Source organism: Bacillus sp. UNC125MFCrub1.1 (assembly GCF_000701305.1).
GTDB lineage: Bacteria > Bacillota > Bacilli > Bacillales > Bacillaceae > Bacillus > Bacillus altitudinis.
On record NZ_JNIG01000010.1, the window covers coordinates 158,600 to 178,728 of the forward strand.

The 20,129-nt window shown below is 42.4% G+C and carries 16 protein-coding genes; 7 read left to right on the forward strand and 9 right to left on the reverse strand.

Annotated features, from left to right (window positions below; all coding sequences use genetic code 11):
* Positions 1–17: 17 nt before the first annotated feature.
* Both N521_RS06175 and N521_RS06180 read right to left on the reverse strand, forming a co-directional pair.
* Positions 18–1,343, reverse strand: a complete 1,326-nt coding sequence (locus tag N521_RS06175) for an LLM class flavin-dependent oxidoreductase (protein WP_035390466.1) — start codon at positions 1,341–1,343, stop codon at positions 18–20.
* 198 nt (positions 1,344–1,541) lie between these two features.
* Positions 1,542–3,326: a right-handed parallel beta-helix repeat-containing protein gene (locus N521_RS06180; RefSeq protein WP_035390468.1), complete on the reverse strand. Its 1,785-nt coding sequence runs from the start codon at positions 3,324–3,326 to the stop codon at positions 1,542–1,544.
* A gap of 263 nt (positions 3,327–3,589) precedes the next feature.
* Between N521_RS06180 and N521_RS06185 the strand changes: the two genes are divergently transcribed.
* Positions 3,590–5,083, forward strand: coding sequence for a peptide MFS transporter (locus N521_RS06185; protein ID WP_035390470.1), 1,494 nt, complete (start codon positions 3,590–3,592; stop codon positions 5,081–5,083).
* Positions 5,084–5,127: 44 nt separating this feature from the next.
* On the opposite strand, the gene N521_RS06190 is transcribed toward N521_RS06185, so the two are convergent.
* Both N521_RS06190 and N521_RS06195 read right to left on the reverse strand, forming a co-directional pair.
* A complete protein-coding gene (locus tag N521_RS06190; RefSeq protein ID WP_008347282.1) occupies positions 5,128–6,561 on the reverse strand; it encodes an amino acid permease in 1,434 nt (477 codons plus the stop codon).
* Between the two features lie 288 nt (positions 6,562–6,849).
* Entirely contained in the window at positions 6,850–7,470 is a 621-nt protein-coding gene (locus tag N521_RS06195; protein WP_035390473.1) for a dienelactone hydrolase family protein, read from the reverse strand.
* A 359-nt stretch (positions 7,471–7,829) separates the two neighbouring features.
* Here N521_RS06195 and tcyA point away from each other — a divergent pair, with 359 nt between their 5' ends.
* Genes tcyA through N521_RS06210 form a run of 3 tightly spaced genes read left to right on the forward strand, consistent with a single transcriptional unit; the run spans position 7,830 to position 10,080 of the window.
* On the forward strand, positions 7,830–8,645 hold the full coding sequence (gene tcyA / locus N521_RS06200; RefSeq protein WP_007498178.1) for a cystine ABC transporter substrate-binding lipoprotein TcyA: 816 nt from the start codon (positions 7,830–7,832) through the stop codon (positions 8,643–8,645).
* Positions 8,632–9,324 carry an amino acid ABC transporter permease gene (locus tag N521_RS06205; protein WP_035390475.1) on the forward strand — a complete coding sequence of 231 codons (693 nt, stop codon included), beginning with the start codon at positions 8,632–8,634 and terminating at the stop codon, positions 9,322–9,324. The genes tcyA and N521_RS06205 overlap by 14 nt, the downstream gene beginning before the upstream one ends.
* 12 nt (positions 9,325–9,336) lie before the next feature.
* Complete coding sequence (locus tag N521_RS06210) at positions 9,337–10,080, forward strand: amino acid ABC transporter ATP-binding protein (protein WP_007498183.1); 744 nt, start codon at positions 9,337–9,339, stop codon at positions 10,078–10,080.
* Positions 10,081–10,119: 39 nt separating this feature from the next.
* Here N521_RS06210 and N521_RS06215 read toward each other — a convergent pair whose 3' ends face one another.
* The 3 genes from N521_RS06215 to N521_RS06225 all read right to left on the reverse strand — a co-directional run bounded on the left by N521_RS06215 (position 10,120) and on the right by N521_RS06225 (position 15,127).
* A complete protein-coding gene (locus tag N521_RS06215) occupies positions 10,120–10,404 on the reverse strand; it encodes an AbrB/MazE/SpoVT family DNA-binding domain-containing protein (RefSeq protein WP_035390476.1) in 285 nt (94 codons plus the stop codon).
* A 109-nt stretch (positions 10,405–10,513) separates the two neighbouring features.
* On the reverse strand, positions 10,514–11,074 hold the full coding sequence (locus tag N521_RS06220) for a class D sortase (protein WP_035390478.1): 561 nt from the start codon (positions 11,072–11,074) through the stop codon (positions 10,514–10,516).
* Between the two features lie 6 nt (positions 11,075–11,080).
* Complete coding sequence (locus N521_RS06225) at positions 11,081–15,127, reverse strand: isopeptide-forming domain-containing fimbrial protein (protein WP_035390480.1); 4,047 nt, start codon at positions 15,125–15,127, stop codon at positions 11,081–11,083.
* A gap of 546 nt (positions 15,128–15,673) precedes the next feature.
* Between N521_RS06225 and N521_RS06230 the strand changes: the two genes are divergently transcribed.
* Entirely contained in the window at positions 15,674–16,318 is a 645-nt protein-coding gene (locus N521_RS06230; RefSeq protein WP_007498187.1) for a YczE/YyaS/YitT family protein, read from the forward strand.
* A gap of 85 nt (positions 16,319–16,403) precedes the next feature.
* On the forward strand, positions 16,404–16,994 hold the full coding sequence (locus N521_RS06235) for a hypothetical protein (protein ID WP_035390482.1): 591 nt from the start codon (positions 16,404–16,406) through the stop codon (positions 16,992–16,994).
* 25 nt (positions 16,995–17,019) lie between these two features.
* On the opposite strand, the gene N521_RS06240 is transcribed toward N521_RS06235, so the two are convergent.
* Complete coding sequence (locus N521_RS06240) at positions 17,020–17,880, reverse strand: effector binding domain-containing protein (RefSeq protein WP_017366603.1); 861 nt, start codon at positions 17,878–17,880, stop codon at positions 17,020–17,022.
* A gap of 143 nt (positions 17,881–18,023) precedes the next feature.
* On the opposite strand from N521_RS06240, the gene N521_RS06245 reads away from it, so the two are divergent.
* Positions 18,024–18,725, forward strand: a complete 702-nt coding sequence (locus N521_RS06245) for a 4'-phosphopantetheinyl transferase family protein (protein ID WP_035390484.1) — start codon at positions 18,024–18,026, stop codon at positions 18,723–18,725.
* Here N521_RS06245 and N521_RS06250 read toward each other — a convergent pair.
* The gene (locus tag N521_RS06250) at positions 18,712–20,049 is read right to left on the reverse strand and encodes an aminotransferase-like domain-containing protein (RefSeq protein ID WP_035390486.1); all 1,338 of its coding nucleotides are present in this window, start codon (positions 20,047–20,049) and stop codon (positions 18,712–18,714) included. The genes N521_RS06245 and N521_RS06250 overlap by 14 nt on opposite strands.
* Between the last annotated feature and the right edge of the window lie 80 nt (positions 20,050–20,129).

Below are 20,129 nucleotides of genomic sequence, written 5' to 3' on the forward strand. Positions count from 1 at the left end.
CGTTAGTCACCTCACCTTTATGTCGTGTAGCGATTTTTTGGCTGTTTTAATCCGAGATTTTCTCGTAAAGTTTGTCCTGTGTATTCTGTTTTGAACAGGCCTCTTTCCTGAAGGATCGGAACGACGCGGTCTACGAAGGCATCAAGTCCTTCTGGCAATAATGGCGGCATCACGTTAAAACCGTCGGCTGCTTCCTCAACGAGCCATGTCTCCATCACATCTGCTAGCTGCTCTGGTGTTCCAATAAAGATATGGTGCCCACGGGACCCTGCAACAGATTGGTAGAGCTGGCGAATGGTCAGGTTGTCCTTTCTCGCCATATTCATCACAAGGTCAAAGCGGCTTTTCACGGCATTTGACGCGCTTGGATCAATCTCTGGAAGCGGTCCATCTAGTGGATACTTCGAAAGATCAATACCCCCTAAGTAGTTTTGTAAAATGCTAAGGCCGATCTCTGGAACAATCAGCTCTTGTAATTCTTCATACTTCGCTTTTGCCTCTTCTACTGTATCGGCAATGATTGGGAAGATGCCCGGCATGATGCTGACATCTTCTCTCGCTCGTCCAGTAGCCTCTACTTTCCCCTTCAAGCTTTGGTAAAATTCCTTCGCTTTGTCGAGATCGTTTTGTGCCGTGAAAATGAGCTCAGCCGTTTTAGCCGCAAGCTTTTGACCATCTTCAGAAGACCCTGCTTGAATGATCACCGGCTGTCCTTGAGGGGTGCGTGATACGTTAAGCGGACCCCGTACGGAGAAGAATTCACCTTTGTGCTGCAGCTCATGCAGCTTACTAGACTCAAAGAATTCTCCCGTTTCTTGGTTTCTGATAAGTGCGTCCTCTTCCCAAGAATCCCACAGACCTTTGACGACATCGACGAATTCTTCAGCTCGTTCGTATCGTTTGTGATGCGCTAAATGCTCTTCTCCGCTAAAATTTTTCGCTGTTTCTTCAATAGAAGATGTGACCACATTCCATGCTGCTCGTCCGCCTGATAAATGATCGAGTGAGGCAAACTGTCTCGCAATATGGAATGGCTCACTGTATGTAGTTGATGCTGTTGCTGCTAAACCAATTGTTGAGGTAGACTCTGCAATCGAAGAAAGCAGGGTGAGCGGTTCAAATCTCGTTAATACATTTGGATGAGATGTATGATTAATTGATAAGCTGTCGGCTAAAAAGAGCAAATCCAGCTTCCCTTCCTCGGCCTTTTTCGCTAATTGTTTAAAGTAATCAAGATTCATGGCTGCGTCTGGTACTGCTTTCGGATGTCTCCAAGAGGCGACATGATGTCCAGTTCCCGCGATGAATACGCCTAGCTTGAGCTTCCGTTTCGGCTGTGACACTTGTTCTTCATCCTTTCTATATCATCCTTGTATCAAGTTATTATTTTACAAGATACATTTTTCTGATTGAATTAATCGGTTTTATCCATAAAAAAAGGGCAAATGTTGTGAAAAATGAAAAATAATTATTACTATATGCCCTTTTTACATGATTGTCAACCGCCTTCTGAACCTCCAAAAAAAGGGATTTACAGGCGTTTACGGTGGATCAATTTCAATATTTCCGATGAGCCGGTCGGTGGAGTGTGTCATCAATTGACTGCGCTCCAGTACGTTATGGGCAATCACCGAATGAGTGGAAGATACGGTGCGGACGGCAATCGCTTTTTGAGGAGAGAGATTAATGATGTTATTCCGCAGCACACGTGCTGAGACAACCTCATCAAGAAAAACGGCTGTCGGCTGTCCGATCGAACGATTTAAATAAAAGCGGTTATCTCCAATTTGGGGTGAGCCATTTTTAATATACATCACCACATATAAGGACGTTTCTTCAAAGGAATTGTCTTTAATCTCTAAAGGAGCGGTCGTATTGCTATAGACGGCATAGTTTTGATAGTGCTTAAAACGATTCTGCCATATGAAAGCCTTTGCATTTCCTGTCACGCTGATCGTATACGAAGATGCGAGCTGTGAATGTCCTTCTTGAATAAAGTGATTGCCGTTGATCCCCGCTTCTCCCTCCTGCACCCATATCCCTCGGCTGAATTCCTTGAATTGATTATGCTGAATGAGAATATTCGTTCCTCTGACCATCGCCGCATCGATGACAGAGTAGACGGTATTGTTTGAAAAGACAATGCTGTCTGATTGATAAATACGCAGCGATGTACTTCTAAGCCGTGTGTTTGTCCCTGACTCAATATGATTTCCTTCTATTAAAATACGATTGGCCATATAGACAGACACAGCCGCATCTTCAAAAAGACTGATTTTATTACCTGTGATGTGCACGCTGTCTCCCCTCACATCAATCCCCTTTTCAAATCCTTCAATCATATTGCCAATAATGATCACATTGTTTTCCGATTGATCAAGCGGCACACCTAAGCTCGTAATCCCTGCTTTTGTCACGCCCCCACCCACTGCACGAATCAAATTATTCGCAATGATCATTTCAGTGGCGAAGCCATAGGAGATACTGCTGTCCGTTTGATTGCCTTCAATGATCACACCATAGCCATTGAAATTATAGATAGAGCTGGCTGCGCCGCCTCTGACTATGTTGTTTCGAATTTGAATATTCAGCGGTTCCTCCAAGTTGACCGCATTTTCTCCGTATCCTTCAATATCAATGCCCATTTTTGGCTCGACCCCATTTACCCCTGCCCTTTCAAGCAAACAGTCTTCCACAATGACACCATCGCAGCCTGTAATAGACATATTGTTTCGCCTTGAGTCAGTGATGGTGCAGCCAGAAATATGAATAGACGAAGCAGGCGAGTACGATTCGATATGGGTCAATAAACCGTGCGGACTGACAATGATGCCGTCTCCCGTACAATTGTTGATTTGAACACGATCGATATTCACATGGGAAGCACCTTCAATACACACCCCGAAGCCCCATTCATGTGTTTTTCTTTCTGGCGGGAGTGCCTTGTACACATGCTCATCACGGTCGCCTTCAATCCGCCCGCCCCGAATGGTCACATGCTCTACCTCTCCTATATAAAAGGCTGCATATCCCCACGAATCATTTGGTTTCACTTTGATAACGGCATCTGATGCCATCTCAATACAAATATGACTTGGCACTCGTATGCCGGCATTACGAAAAGGAAAAAATTGATCCCCCCTGTACACCGCATCTATTAGATACGTTCCACTCGGCAGCCAGACGTGGGAGTAGCCCTGTGCTTTTGTCCATTCCAGGCATTCGTTCAGTTTCGCTGTACAGTCCGTTTTCCCGTCAGCAATCACGCCAAAGTCTAATACATTGACAATGGGTTTCTTCAGATCAGATTCATTTACATCCCCCAATGAAAACCCCTCCTTTTTACACATGTCCTCTTGTCATCCTATGCATGTGGAAAAGGTTTGCTTGTACGATATTTCAAATTTTATATAAATTCTTCTGGAATAACTTTCCGATGATTTTCACTTGAGCGAATTTTTCATTTTTTTGAGTCTTTACGCCTATTGAACTAACATTTTCCTGTTTTAGAATAGTTTTATATTGACACAAGAACTATACAAGAATATCATTTTTCTCATATCTCTTTTTTTAAGAAAGGATCTATGCCATGTCTACAATTGACCACGATAAAATTGTTAAAAGTGTTCCTCAAAAAGGGTTTTTTGGACATCCTAAAGGACTTTACACACTGTTTTTCACTGAATTTTGGGAGCGTTTTTCTTATTATGGCATGCGTGCACTGCTTATTTATTATATGTACACAGAGGTGACAAAAGGCGGTCTTGGCTTCGACCAGACAACCGCTAATTCGATCATGTCTGTCTATGGTGCGCTTGTCTATATGTCAGGCATTATTGGCGGATGGCTTGCCGACCGAGTATTTGGTTCGTCCAGTACGGTCTTTTATGGCGGGGTATTCATTATGCTTGGTCATGTCATTTTGGCACTACCTAGCGGAGCAACAGCGCTCTTTATTAGTATGGGGCTGATTATTATTGGGACAGGCCTCCTAAAGCCGAACGTATCAAACATAGTCGGCGACCTGTATACAAAAACAGACCCTCGCAGGGATTCGGGATTCAGTATTTTCTATATGGGGATCAATATGGGTGGTTTTATCGCCCCATTAATTGTCGGAACACTCGGTCAAAAAGTGAATTTTCACCTTGGTTTCTCACTCGCTGCCGTTGGTATGCTTGTTGGACTGATTACGTTTGTCATCACGAAAAAGCCGAATCTTGGACTTGCCGGCACTTATGTCACAAATCCACTATCAGCTGCTGAACGCAAGAACTTCAAAATTTTCGGTACATTGATCGTGATTGTCCTTGCTGTTTTTGCTGTCATCGGCATTCAAACAGGAGCGCTCACGATTAATCTATTCACTTGGTTTGTCAGTGTCCTTGGTGTGCTGATTCCAATTGTTTATTTTATTGTGATGTATTTTAGTCAAAAAACGAGTGCAGTGGAGCAGTCGAGGGTACTCGCTTATATTCCATTGTTCCTAGCTGCGGTGATGTTCTGGGCCATTCAAGAACAAGGCTCAAATATTTTAGCGACATATGCAGATCAGCGAACAAACTTGAATTTCCTTGGCATGACATTAGCCTCTTCTTGGTTCCAATCATTGAACCCAATCTTTATTGTGCTCCTGTCACCAGTATTTGCTTGGTTATGGGTCAGACTCGGTAAGAAACAGCCGTCTACCCCGATTAAATTCTCACTTGGTCTTCTGTTCGCAGGACTATCCTTTATCATCATGATCATTCCTGCTTACATGTCTGGTCCGAATACACTTGTGAGTCCATTATGGCTCGTTCTCAGCTTCTTCCTTGTCGTCATCGGAGAGCTCTGCTTATCACCAGTTGGGCTTTCAGCGACAACAAAACTGGCACCTGCTGCCTTCTCAGCGCAAACGATGAGCCTTTGGTTCCTTTCAAATGCGATGGCACAGGCGATCAATGCACAAGTGGTCAAGCTGTTTGATAAAATACCAGAAACCGTCTATTTCGGGATCATCGGCATGCTCGCTATCGTTTTATGTGGCGCTATGCTTCTGCTTACACCGGTGATTAAGAAAGCGATGAAAGGCGTGCATTAAATTGAAAAAGAAGCCTCCCAAATGGGAAGGCTTCTTTTTTTGAATTAAAACCGAATCTCATCATCTCCGTGGATTTGCAACTGGAGCGGTTCACTTTTCACCTGATGTTTTTTCACATAGCGGTGATAGACAACATATCCAATGATCATGAGCGGTACGCCGACATACAGCCCAATCCGCTGCTCGGCATCAAAGGCAAGACTGATTAGCACAATCGAGTTCAGCGTGATCGCAATGATCGGCAGTACCGGATAAAGAGGGGTTTTAAATTTTAGGTTTTCCAGCTTTCCGCCTGCTTTCAAATATCTTCTGCGGAAAAGCAGCTGTGATAATGTAATCGTAATCCAGCCGGTTTGGGCGCTCATGCCTGCAATAGACACGATCCAAGCAAAAACGGTTTTCTCTGCAAAGAATCCTGATAATAACGAAATACCTGTAAACAGGAAAGTGAGCAGTAAGGCATTCATCGGGATGCCCCGCTGATTGACTCGTCTAAACGCCTTCCCTGCCATTCCTTCCTTCGACAAAGAGTACAGCATTCTCGTAGAGGCATATAGGCCAGAGTTCGCCACAGATAATAAAGCAATGATAATGACAAAGTTCATGATATCTGCCGCATAAGGAATGCCCGTTCTCTCAAACACAGTGACAAATGGGCTTTGCAGCACACTTGCTTCCTTCCAAGGCACCATGCCCGCTAAGACAAAAATAGATAAAACGAAAAAGACAAGGGTGCGCCAAACCGTCTGATGAATCGAGCGAGGCACGGTTTTCTCTGGATTTTCACTTTCTCCTGCCGCAATCCCGATCAGCTCCGTTCCTTGAAACGAAAAATTCACCGTGATCATCGTGACGACTACTGCGAGCAAGCCATTCGGAAACAGACCGTCACTCACAAAATGACTAAAGTAAGGAGCTGGTTCCCCGCTCGTCGTTTGAATAAAACCAAACATCGCCGCTCCGCCTACGCCAATAAATAGTAAGATGGCAACAATCTTAATGGTTGAAAAGAAAAACTCCGACTCCCCGAACGCTTTCGCTGATCTGGCATTTAATAAGAACAAACACAGCCCAAATATGAGACACCAAATCCACACATCCACTTGTGGAAGCCAGCGTCTCATCAGCTGCCCTGCTGATAAAAATTCCAGCGCCACAGTGGCTGCCCAGCCAAGCCAATAAATCCAGCCAACAGCAAATCCTGCTGCAGGACTCACAAATTTCGTCGCATACGTATGAAACGACCCCGACACAGGAAGCGCGACTGAGAGCTCTCCAAGACACAGCATGGTTAAATACATAATCAATCCGCCCACAATATAGGAAAGAACAGCTCCAACTGGCCCTGCTTGCCCAATCGTATAGCCTGTTCCAAGGAAAAAGCCTGTCCCAATGACACCGCCAAGAGAAATCATAAATAAATGGCGGGAGGTCATCGCCCTTTTCAATTGTTCGGGCTGATTTTGTCCAACATCCACAATGATGCCCTCCTTCTTCTAAGATGTTCTGTTATCAAAACATGTCTCCATGTAATTATTCCATTTTCAAAACAACCTACTAATTATACATCTTTTATAATAAATATGCTTCCTTCTATCGTCACTGTTACAAAGTCTTTATTTTAGTAATGTTCGCACAACTATACGGTGATTCTGATCATTTGATAGGATGCCTTATATCCAAAAGAATTGCACGAAAAAACCAGCATGCAAACTTACATGACACACTGGTTTCATTTCCCTCTATTCGAGTCTCATTTCAAACAGTCATGAGTCATTTTTCTTTTGTAGACACTCTTTGATAAAACCATCGATTTCTTGAAAGCAGCGATTTTTAGATTCAGCGTGAAAAGTCGTAGAATCTGGATTGGCGAACCCATGCTGCCCCTTTACTATTTTCACGCAAAGCTTTTCCTTTTTCTCCAAAACATTCGCAACCTCCCGTGGGTTAAAAGATGCTTCAACTTCCGAGAAAAATAACAACGTATTGCAGGCAGGCTTCATATCGAGAAAATCTCTTATCCTTGAACCATAAAATCCAATGACTCCGGTAAACAACTGATCATATTGGCTGCATTGCCAAGCAATTGTTGCCCCCACACTAAAACCTATCAGACATATGTCTCTCTCTGCATTTTTCGTTTTTAACTCTCTTGCCACATTCAATACGATCTTTACCGATTCATCAAAACCAACATTATTCATAAAGTAGTCATATGCCTCATTCTCACTGGCATAAGGGAAGTGTTTAGCCTGTCCTAATAAATGAGGACAATAAACCTCAAAACCAGCTTTGTCAAAATGATCGATCATACTCTTCATATGATCATTTATTCCGTATATTTCGTGTACTAAAATCATGACAGGTTTTTGTTTCGATGTATGCAAATGATCACACTTCCCTTTTATTCCGTTTGTTCACTGGAGGATCGTACTTTAAAAAGTCATTTAAGTCGACTGATCAACACTCACATAAACTTCTTTCGATGTGAAAATCATAGCATATTTTGCCATTAAGTAGTCTATCTCACATTCTCATCAATCGAACTCTCTTCATCATCGTTTGAGAATGCGTTTGGTTTTATCCACCTTTTGTTTTGGGTATAGTTCTATCGTTTATCCGTTCAACCAGTTCAAGGCATAAAGTTGGTGAGATTCGCTCAAGCTAGTTTCAAATGCTTTACTTTTAGGTTGCTTCTCTGTAAGATCATATGTTGTAAATACCAACAAGAAAAGTGGGGAATAAAATGAAAAAAATGTTCTTTGCCATTATTTTAGGCGCTTGTGTTGCATTGATCACAGCATGTGGATCAGCTGCAAACGACAGCGCAAATAAACAATCTGGGTCTAAGGAATCAGGTGACCTTTGGAAGTCCATTCAGGATAAAGGCGTATTAACCATCGGTACAGAAGGTACATATGCTCCTTTCACCTTCCATGACAAAAAGACAGATAAATTAACTGGCTATGATGTCGAGGTCATCACAGAAGTCGCAAAACGTCTTGACTTAAAACCAGAATTCAAAGAAACACAATGGGACAGCATGTTTGCTGGTCTGAATTCTAAACGTTTTGATGTGGTAGCGAACCAAGTTGGTAAAACTGGACGTGAAAATCAATATGATTTCTCTGATAAATACACAACGTCTCAAGCCATTGTTGTGACAAAATCAGATAACAATGACATCAAGAAACTTTCTGATGTGAAAGGCAAAAAAGCAGCACAATCATTAACAAGTAACTATAACAAATTAGCTACAGATGCTGGCGCTAAAATTGAAGGGGTTGAAGGTCTTGCACAATCCATTCAATTGATTCAGCAAGGGCGTGCTGATTTGACGTTCAATGATAAATTAGCTGTCTTGAATTACTTGAAAACAAGCGGTAACAAAAACCTAAAAGTTGCATTTGAAACAGGAGATCCACAAGAAACGTATTTTGCCTTCAGAAAAGGCAGCGGCGAAGTCGTTGACAAAGTGAATGGCGCATTAAAAGAAATGAAAAAAGACGGTACACTTGCTAAGATTTCTAAGAAATGGTTTGGTGAAGATGTTACAAAGTAATACCCTAGGAGTCGTCATTCCTTGGGATCTTCTTCAGCAATCTTTTTGGCCAATGGTGATGCAGGGGATTTATTATACAATCCCCCTTGCCATCATTGCCTTCATTATTGGTCTTTTTATCGCGCTTGTGACAGCTCTTGCTAGAATGTCTAAAATTAAAGCCCTCAGATGGATTTTCTCCATCTATGTGTCGGCCGTTCGCGGAACGCCGCTTTTTGTGCAATTGTTTATTATTTTCTATTTCTTTCCGACATTTAATATCACACTGGATCCATATCCAAGTGCTATCATCGCTTTTTCTTTAAACGTAGGTGCGTATGCTTCGGAAATTATTCGTGCATCTGTCCTATCTGTTCCAAAAGGACAATGGGAAGCGGGGTATTCGATTGGGATGACCCATCGCAAAACGCTCATCCGCGTGATTTTACCGCAGGCAGTGCGTGTATCGATTCCGCCGCTGTCTAATTCATTCATTAGTTTGGTGAAAGATACATCGCTTGCCTCCCAAATCCTCGTGGCAGAGATGTTCCGTAAATCACAGGAAATTGCTGCGGCGAACTTGGATCAAATTTTATTTATTTATATGGAAGCAGCCCTGATCTATTGGGTATTCTGCTTCATTCTATCGCTCGTTCAACACCAAATTGAAAAACGACTTGATCGATATGTCGCAAGGTAAGGAGGGAACGACATGCTAACAGTCAAAGGCTTAAACAAATCCTTTGGTGAAAATGAGATTTTAAAGTCGATTGATTTTACGATCAACAAAGGGCAGGTTGTGGCGATTCTTGGTCCATCAGGTTCAGGAAAAACAACGATGCTTCGCTGTTTAAATGCACTTGAAATTCCAAATGCCGGCTCCTTTACCTTCGATGATTTCTCGATTGATTTTTCTAAAAAAAATAAACAAGCTGATTTGCTCAAGCTTCGCCGGAAGTCAGGCATGGTGTTTCAAGATTATCATCTGTTCCCACATCGCACTGTTCTTGAGAATGTGATGGAAGGTCCAGTCCAAGTCCAGCGCCGTCCGAAAGAAGCCGTGCGAAAAGAAGCGATTCAGCTTCTGCAAAAGGTAGGACTTGAGGATAAAAAAGATTTGTATCCCTTCCAGCTGTCAGGCGGTCAAAAGCAGCGTGTCGGCATTGCCCGTGCACTTGCCATTCAGCCAGAGCTTATGCTTTTTGATGAACCAACCTCTGCGCTTGATCCTGAGCTTGTCGGGGAAGTCTTAAAGGTCATGAAGGATTTAGCGAAAGAAGGCTGGACGATGGCGGTTGTCACACATGAAATCAAGTTTGCCCAAGAAGTGGCGGACGAAGTGATTTTTATTGATGGAGGCGTCATCGTCGAACAAGGTCCTCCGGAAGAAATCTTCAAACGACCAAAGGAAGAACGAACAAAACAATTCTTAAACCGGATTTTGAATCCAGTGTGATCAAAAAGGCTGTTCTCATCATGTGAGAACAGCCTTTTATTATATCTCTTTTTGCAGCCGCAGCGCTAATAAATCTTGCAGGAGCAGTCTCGCTCCCTCTGGGCTGACAACTACACCGCCTGACAGCGCCTTATTGGAACAGGTGACTTGCCCTGTAACGATACAAGGTTTATCCTGCCAATAAGGCTTTATCACAATGTGACTTTCTTCTTGATAGATTTCAATAAAATCTTGTGGGTGAATTTTCAACCGTTTTCTTATATCTATCGGCAGGACAATTCTTCCAACGTTATCTATATACTTTACATCTTCTTTATTTAACAAATTGACCCCCCCTGCATCTCTAGATATGATATAGACGATTCCCTGTTTATCAAGGGATTAAGCGCTCTAATCGGTTAATGAAAGAATGAGCTGCAGGCTGATCCAGTGGCTAAACACGCTTCCCATATATAATATATCTGTTTGGCGCAGGACCAATGAAAGAAAAAGGATAACATGTGGTGAGGACAAGTTCTTCCTTTTCCTGTTGTAGTGTAATAATACTTTGATCATCTTTTTTCACAATCTTTGTTTTCTCAATTTCATAGGTGAATCGTCCGTATGAAAGCTCTATGACAAGTTGATCCCCTTTCACAAGTTCTCCTGTTCGTCTAAACACAGTATCACGATGCCCAGATAAAACGATTTGTCCCTGTTCGTTAGGAAAATAGCTCTCGTGATAATGACCAACTCCCTTTGCCAAATCCTCCGCCGCTGTTCCTTCTACAATTGGTAACTCAGCGTTTAACTTTGGAATGTGCAAGAGCCCAATGGTTTCACCAGCCTCCGGCACAAAAGAGGAATCCATTTTCCCCTTTTGCTGGATGGCTGCTTGCGCAGACTGGAATGATTGATCTACTTGTCTTTGTCCATCAACGATTCTCGTATATCCTACAATCACAAGACAAATACCTGCTGTAATCAATAGAGCTGAGATGATTTTTTGAAACATGGACGATTATCCGTTTCTTTTTCTTCTTTTCCATACAATAAGGGATGCACCTATTAGTACAAGTGCAAATCCTGCTAGTAAAAGGTTGTACATCTCTGTTGCAGTGTTCGGAAGATGATGACCAGGTGTATCCGGTTCTGAATGAGAAGGCTGCTCTGGATTTGCTGGCACCTCTGGCACATGCGGCGGTACTACCGTTGTTGAGTTTTCAGGTTTGTCTGGTTCGTCAACATTATCACCCTTCACAACTGCGATATTTTGAATGGTTTTACCTTCAGATCCTTTCGCAACCTTCGCTTCAAAAGTCACCGTATGCCAGTCCGTGTCTTTGATATCACCAAATTGACCGGTTACTGTGCCTTTTGTGTAGTCTCCATTGTCATCATCTTTTGCATCTGTGACGGCTTGGTCATCTACTTTTAATGATCCTTCGACGTATTCAAGACCTTCTGGTAGTTGATCTGTGATGACTAGATCTTTGATGACACTGTCTTCTACACTATTTTTTGTTTTGATGGTGTAAAGGAGAGTGTCGCCTGCCTGTACTTGTTTTTCATCTGTATTGCCTTCTGCTTTTTGAGAGATCTCAGATGTTTTTTCTGATTCAAGCTTTGGATCTCTTGGATCAATGTTTGTTTCGGTTGTTGGCTCATCTGGCGGCGTGTTTTCGCCTGTTACTTTCGCTGTGTTTTGAATGGTTTTATCCGCTTGGCCTTTAGCGACCTTCGCTTCAAACGTCACCGTATGCCAGTCTGTGTCTTTGATATCACCAAATTGACCGGTTACTGTGCCTTTTGTGTAGTCTCCATTGTCATCATCTTTTGCATCTGTGACGGCTTGGTCATCTACTTTTAATGATCCTTCGACGTATTCAAGACCTTCTGGTAGTTGATCTGTGATGACTAGATCTTTGATGACACTGTCTTCTACACTATTTTTTGTTTTGATCGTGTAAAGGAGAGTGTCGCCTACCTGAACTTGTTTTTCATTTGTATTGTCTTTTGCTTTTTGAGAGATCTCAGATGTTTTTTCTGATTCAAGCTTTGGATCTCTTGGATCAATGTTTGTTTCGGTTGTCGGCTCATCTGGCGGCGTGTTTTCGCCTGTTACTTTTGCTGTGTTTTGAATGCTTTTACCTGATTGGCCTTTGGCTACTTTCGCCTCAAACGTCACAGTATGCCAGTCCGTGTCTTTGATATCACCAAATTGACCGGTGACTGTGCCTTTAGTGTAATCTCCGTTGTCGTCATCTTTTGCATCTGTGACGGCTTGGTCATCTACTTTTAATGACCCTTCGACGTATTCAAGACCTTCTGGCAGTTGATCTGAAATCACGAGATTTTCGACGATGCTGTCCTCTTCAAGATTCTTTGTTTTGATCGTATACAGAAGGGTATCGCCTACCTGTGGTGTTTTTTCATCTGTGTTCCCTTCTGCTTTTTTCTGAATGCTCGCTGTCTTTTCTGATGCTAGTTTTGGTTCACGAGGATAAATTTCTGTATTCGTTGTTGGATCATCTGGCGGTGTGTTTTCACCTGTTACTTCGGCAGTGTTTTGAATGTCTTGACCAGCCTGTCCCTTTTCAACTGTCACTTCAAACGTCACGGTATGCCAATCTGTGTCCTTCACATTACCAAAATAACCTGTGACCTTTCCATCTGTGTAGTCTCCGCTATCGTCGTCTTTCACATCTGTGACAGATTCTCCATCAATTTCAAGAGACCCAGCGACATACTTCAGCCCTTTTGGTAATTGATCTGAGATCACTAGATTTTCCACAAGGCTGTCTTCTATCGTGTTCTTTGTTTTAATTGTATAAAGCAGGGTATCCCCCACTTCTGGATGCTTCTCATCTTTGTTACCTTCTGCTTTTTTCTGTAAGACGGCTGATTTTTCTGATTCAAGCTTTGGATCACGAGGATAGATTTCTGTTTTTGTTGTCGGATCGTCTGGTGGTGTGTTTTCACCTGTGACACTCGCTGTATTTTGAATGTCTTTGCCAGATTGACCTTTTTCAACCGTCACTTCAAATGTCACGGTATGCCAATCTGTATCTTGAACGTCACCAAATTGTCCTGAAATGGTACCATCTGTGAAGTCTCCGTTATCGTCATCCTTTGCGTCAGTGACTGCCTCTCCATCCACTTGAAGTGAATCCGACACATACGCTAATCCTTCCGGCAGTTCGTCTGAGATCACTAAATTTTCAACGAGACTATCTTCTATCGTATTCTTTGTTTTAATCGTATAAAGAAGTGTATCACCGACCTCTGGATGCTTCTCATCTGTATTGCCATCTGCTTTTTTCTGCAAGACGGCTGATTTTTCAGAAGTCAGCTTCGGGTCACGAGGATAGATTTCTATATTCGTTGTCGGCTTGTCTGGCGGTGTGTTGCCGGTTGTGACACTCGCTGTATTTTGAATATCTTTGCCTGCCTGACCTTTTTCAACTGTGACTTCAAACGTCACGGTATGCCATTTCGTATCTTTCACTTCACCGAGCGTTCCAGTGACAGTTCCATCTGTCATATCACCGTTGTCGCCATCTTTTGCATCTGTGACTGGATTCCCATCTACCTGTAGAGAATTTGGTACATAAGATAATCCTTGAGGTAACTTGTCAGAAATCACAAGGTCTTCTATTACACTATCTTCAACAGCGTTACGGGCTTGAATGGTATACAGCAATGTGTCCCCTACTTCTGGGTGCTTCTCATCTGTATTCCCATCTGCTTTTTTCTGTAAGACCGCTGATTTTTCTGATTCAAGCTTCGGATCACGAGGATAAATTTCTATGTTTGTTGTTGGATTGTCTGGCGGTGTGTTTTCCCCTTTGACATTCGCTGTATTTTGAATATCTTTACCCGCTTGCCCTTTTGCTACTTTCGCTTCAAATGTCACGGTGTGCCAATCGGTGTCTTTCACATCACCTATTTGACCTGTCACAGTACCGTTTGTAAAATCACCTTTGTCTTGATCCTTTGCATCTGTTACGCTTGTGCCATCTACCATAAGAGATCCAGAAACATAGGTTAAGCTGCTCGGAAGGTTATCTGATATGATCAGATTTTTAAGAATGCCGAATTGCACAGTATTTTTTGCTCTAATTGTATAAAGCAAAGTGTCGCCTACTTCTGGATGCTTTTCATCTGTGTTGCCTTCTGCTTTTTTCTGTAAAGCAACCGATTTTTCTGATTCAAGGTTAGGTGGATATGGATCGAATTCAGGCTTCACCCTTGAAGCTAAGTCGTAAGATAATGAATCACCTGCAGTGCCCATATATGTTGTACTTAATGTTTTCGCATCAAGTGTAAAAAGAGTGGAATGACCAATGGATTCATTTAATCCTGACTGTAATAGCATCTGCCCATTTGGCAAGAAGCTAATTCCCCGCACGCCTCCGTCAATCGTTTTACCATCCGCATTTGTAATCGGAATGACACGAATGACTTCAGCTGTTTCAGGATTCATTTGCGCAACGGCTCCACTGTTATTAGATGCAAACCAAAGATAGCCATCCTTATCGACTACAAGATCTCCGCCAATGTCACCACCAATGCCAGAGCCAGCGTCATAACCGACGATTTTTTTGGACGTTTTTTGACCCGTAACTAAATCGTACGTTCCAAGGAAAGAATCACCATTAGAAAAATAAGAATAAATATATTTATCTTGATGCACAACGGCATTAGTAGCGCCTTCAGGTAGTTTCGTTACGACTTGTGCTTGCCCTGATGTCGCATTTATTTTATATAGAGTAAGGCTAGTGCCATTTGCAGTTGCATACACTACATTTTCTCGATCGCTAACAGCAACACCATTCACTGCGCCTATATCGATTCCTTTCACCTCTACACTAGCTTTAACATTTGTTGGATCATTTCCATCGAGTTGCTGAAGAACTAGTGGCCTAGTCCCAATCATATAGGAATCCGTATTGTTCACGACCACTGTTCCAGCAGCTTTTGTAACAGGTGGTGAGACCGTTAATAAATTTCCAGCGATCAGCACCAATATAAGAAATAATTGACTCGTTCTTTTTAATATGTTCATTTTTTGACATCCCCTTTTCCCTGCTTTACATCATAATGGTATGTACCAGTTCACCTCCCACACTTTGGTAAAGAATATCAGTAACATTTCAGAACCCTCAACATGACTAAAAGACTATTTTCGACAAAAATAGCCCTTTGGTCATATAAAGCTTTCGACATCTGATCCATCTATGTTTTTTCCAATAAAACAAGTTTTTTTATCGTGTATCAAATATTTTATCTATCAATAAAAACAGGCCTAACGACGCAATTTACATACAATCTATTCTATTTTATCTTGAATATTCTTTAATTGGATAAAGGTTGTTTTTTTGTCATTTTATATTGAATTTTTTTCTTATTTTCATAAAAATTGTTAATTATTGGTTCGCTTTGTTAAAAAAAACAATTCAAAAGTCTTGCTCCAAAATTTGATGTTTTCTGCTCTTTTTATGGAAAAAATTCTTTTTATCGAGTAAGCGATTACAATTGAGCAAAGCCATTTAAAGGGGCGTGCGAGTATGTTACGATTGAAATCGAGTGTTTAAGAAAGAAGGGAAAGCTTTTGAAGCGGGAACATCTTTTACGTTGGTTTTTTTATTTTGTTGGATTAATTGTACTTGCTTTTGGACTATCGCTGACAGTGAAGGGAAAGATCCTTGGCATTGGTCCGTGGGACGCTTTTCATTATGGACTGTTTCAGCATTTTGGTTTAACCATTGGACAATGGTCGATCATTATTGGTGCACTGATTGTGACACTGACATCTGTTTTCACGAAATCTTTTCCAAAGATCGGCGCCCTGCTCAATATGGTGCTGATCGGCGTGTTTATTGATTTCTTTAATGCAGTATTACCTGCACCACATGGGTATTTACCTGCTTTATATGTGTTTATTACGGGCGTGATTGTGTCTGGGTATGGCGTTGGCATTTATGTCTCAGCCAACCTTGGCGCTGGGCCAAGGGATTCATTAATGTTGCTCATCTCAGCAAAAACGGGGCTGAACGTGCAGTGGGTTCGAAATGGTATTGAGTTAACCGTGCTCCTATTTGCATGGATGCTCGGCGGCCCGATTGGCATTGGAACGATTCTGACGGCCATCTTTACCGGACTCGTCCTTCGCTTTTCATTGCCACAATCGACACGGCTCTTGCAACTGCTCATTACAAAAACAGCGGAGAAACCTGTTCAGACCCTTACCCGATAAGAACAAGCCATTCTACTAAATGAATGGCTTGTTTTGTGCTAAACTAAATAGACGCAATATTCTTAAAACAGGAGATGATCCTCTGATGCAGCTTTTCCATTATCATTACTGGACACCATTTGTTGAGGAGACAGAGAAGGCGTACACCTCATTAGGCTTTGAAGTAAAGGGGCGTTTCGCAAAGGAATGTTCCTTTCCCCCTCCGCAGACATGGGATGATTTTAGAGAGAAGAAGCCCTCTTTCCGAATCATTGAGATGAGAAAGGGACAGATCAATATCACATTTGGTTATAGTAAAAAAGTCCTTTTTGATCACATCGGCTTTCTAGTGACTGATGATGAATATGATCAGCTGCTGGTACAAGCGCAAAAGAGAAACTGGGCAATCCAGACTGGGGAGCGAAGAACGTTTCTTTCTACACCGATGCGCTTAAGGCTTGAATTGCAGCGGCGGACAGATGTGATTGAAACTGGTGAAGAAGCAATTGCCGAGATGACGATCGCAGTACCTGATTTGACTCATACACCTGCGGTCGATCAGTTGCTGGACGGTTTGACACAACCTATTCATTGGAAAAAGGGAGAACGTCTCTCTTTACTTGAAGTGAAGATGATAGATTCTCATGGGATGAATACGACCGATCCAAACGGTGTTCACGTCCTCACACAAGGATAAAAAGCAGCGAGATACGCTGCCTTTTTTATGATTGTTTACGGATTGGAATCCAAATCAATGTCACATGATCTGGAGAATTTATCTCTCCATCTAAAGGGTACGTTTCCATCTCCATTCCCCCAGCATGCTCATATCCTGAGGCAGGAAACCATTCTGTGAAAATACGTGTCCATGTTGAATGCACAGCGGTTTCGACAGGCCCCTTTGCCTGAAATACAGCCCACGTACTGGCCGGAATCTGCTCGACTGTCATGGTCGAATCTGGTTGTTCCTCACCTTGCTCAATCCCAATGATATAGTCAAATGTTTCAAGCGTTTCATCAAAATGCGCACATACACCGATATATCCGAGTTCTCCAGCTGCATGAGCCAGTGAATCCGTCCATCCTTCTTGATTGACACGCTTCCAAAAGGCGGGAATATCCTGTTTGTTTTGGCTATTCTTTGTTGTTGTCTTTAGTCTTCTGCCCATGATTGAAAATGAATCTTTTTCCACAATTCGATAATGCATCGGTTCGACTCCTTTTATTTGAAGTTCGAAGGAGAGACGGGGGTAGGCTTTCACTGTATACTCGCCTGTTTTCACTGCTGCCGGTGTATATCCATGATGCCGCTTGAAGGCTTTCGCAAACGACTCTGGGGTTTCATAGCCATACTTCACCGCCGCATCAATGACTTTCACTTGCTTGGTCATGAATTCTTCTGCCGCAAGGGTTAATCGTCTTTTGCGAATATATTCTGCTACTGCAATTCCCGTCAGCATATGGAATAGCCGCTGATAATGAAATTTAGACATACAGGCGGCCTCTGCCACTTCTTCGATCTGCAAAGGCTGATCCAGCCTCTCTTCCATATAATTGATACTATCCATGATCAAGTGAATCATTTTTCCCTCTCCTTCCTTTTCCACTATATCGAGAACCGTCCGCACCTTCCTGTCATTTTGTGCTTTCATTGAACAGGATGTCTGTTTCTCTTTTGCATGTGTTCATCCAATGGTACAATAAATGTAAAAAATCGAGGTCCGTTATGAAGATTTTCGCTATTCAATTACAACCTTTAGATGATAAAAATGCACGAAACCAAATAGAACAGCTGAAGCCTTTTGTGTCACTTGAAAAACGCGCCGCCGCTGAGCGCTTTCGCTTTTTGATCGATGCAAGAAGAACGCTTTTAGGTGAGGTACTGATTCGTCACATCATTCATGAGATGTACGCACTGCCTATGGAACAGATCATTTTTGAAACAGAAGGGAATGGAAAGCCTGTTGTCCGGCAAATTCCTTCTTTTCATTTTAATCTTTCTCACTCTGGTGATTGGGTCGTGGGCGCAGTAGATGATGCGCCTGTTGGCATTGATATTGAAGAGATTAAACCGATTGATTTAGCCATTGCCAAACGATTTTTTTCAGCTGACGAATATCAAGATTTACTATCACAGCCGGCAGACCAGCAGGAAGCCTATTTCTTTCATTTATGGTCCATGAAGGAGGCTTTTATCAAGCTGACAGGGAAGGGAATATCCTATGGTCTTTCATCCTTTACCGCTCGCTTGTCAGAGGATGGACAGGCTACTTTGAGATTACCTGATCACGAAGCCCCTTGCGTTGTCCAAACATATTCACTTGATCCTGCCTACCAAATGGCGGTTTGTACAAGAAAACCCGCTGCGGCTGAGCACGTCGAGATACTCACTTGTGAGAACATGCTGTCACGCCTTAATAACGTGTGATTTGTTGAAGTGATGACTTTAGCAAATCGACGCCTCGTGCGATTTCCTCTTCTTTTACATGCCAAATGTTCAGCTGAAGTATAGGCTCCTTATGATAAGTAGAAATGAAATGGCGGTCGATCGGCTGAACCATCACAGAAGCCTTTTTTAGCTGCTGAATGAGCTGATTCATCGGAATGGACCGGTCGACACGAACGTGGGTATGGGTAGCTGGCTCCTCTTCTCCCAGCGCATAAGCGCCTTGATCATTTTTCAAACAGGCCACAAGTTGTTTGGATCGAGCTCTATAGGTCGCCTGCATCCTTTCTCTATGACGCTCAAACATCCCGCTTTTCAAATATATTTCTAAAGCAGCCTGCGACAGCATCGAGCTGTCGATATCAATCAGCCGTTTATGTTCACTGAAGGGGCCAATCAGCTCGTTTGGTAAGACGACAGCACCTGTTCTAAGCCCTGGAAAAATGATTTTTGAGAAGCTTTTTAAATAAATGACCTTCCCCGCCTGATCATATGAATAGATCGGGTCTCTTTTTGTATCGAATTCTAAATCAGCCAAATAATCGTCTTCAACGATGTAGACATCATATGCTTCGGCAAGGGCTGCAATCGCTATTTTTTCTTGTTTCGACAGACTCGTTCCAAGCGGGTTTTGAAATCTTGGCATCGTATAGAAAAAGCGAATATCCTCCTCCCGGAAGATACGCTCCAATTCCTGAAGATCGAGTCCTTTTTTCGTCCGCTGAATCCCCCGGACAGGCAGCTGGTTTTTCTCTAAGTATTGGAGGAATAGGTGATAGCCTGGCTGTTCGACCAATATGGTCTGTTTTCCATTTGGAAACGGGATGGTGCTTAAAATCGATAAAGCCAGCTGAATACCAGAAGTCATGACGATCTGTTCTGGAGAGGCAAACACTTGATAATCCGTTAAACGCTTTGAAATGATTGGCAGTAAAGATGGTAATCCATTGGTGGTGCCATAGATAAATAAATCATTTTGATACAGATCAATCGCTTGATTGATGCAGTGCTGAAAATCGACATACGGAAACACAATGGGATCAGGCGCAGAGGAAGCAAAATCAATCCATGTGCTGCCCTTCTTAACGGCTGACTGATTGGTTTTCACGACAAAATAGCCACTTCTTTCTACAGAGTACAGCAAGTGTTCACGCTCTAATGTATCTAGTGCTTTTATGACAGTGCTTTTGCTCACAGCATATTGAGCCGCTAAGTGACGAATGGATGGGATTTTCATTCCAGCATTGTATTCGCCGCTCTCGATTTTGTTTTTTATATTCAACACAAGGTGATCATATTTCCTCACAGTACTACCCTCCTTGTACCGGTACAGATATCAATAACTCTTATTGTACACTTTACTTGATCCGTTTACGATAAAAAGAC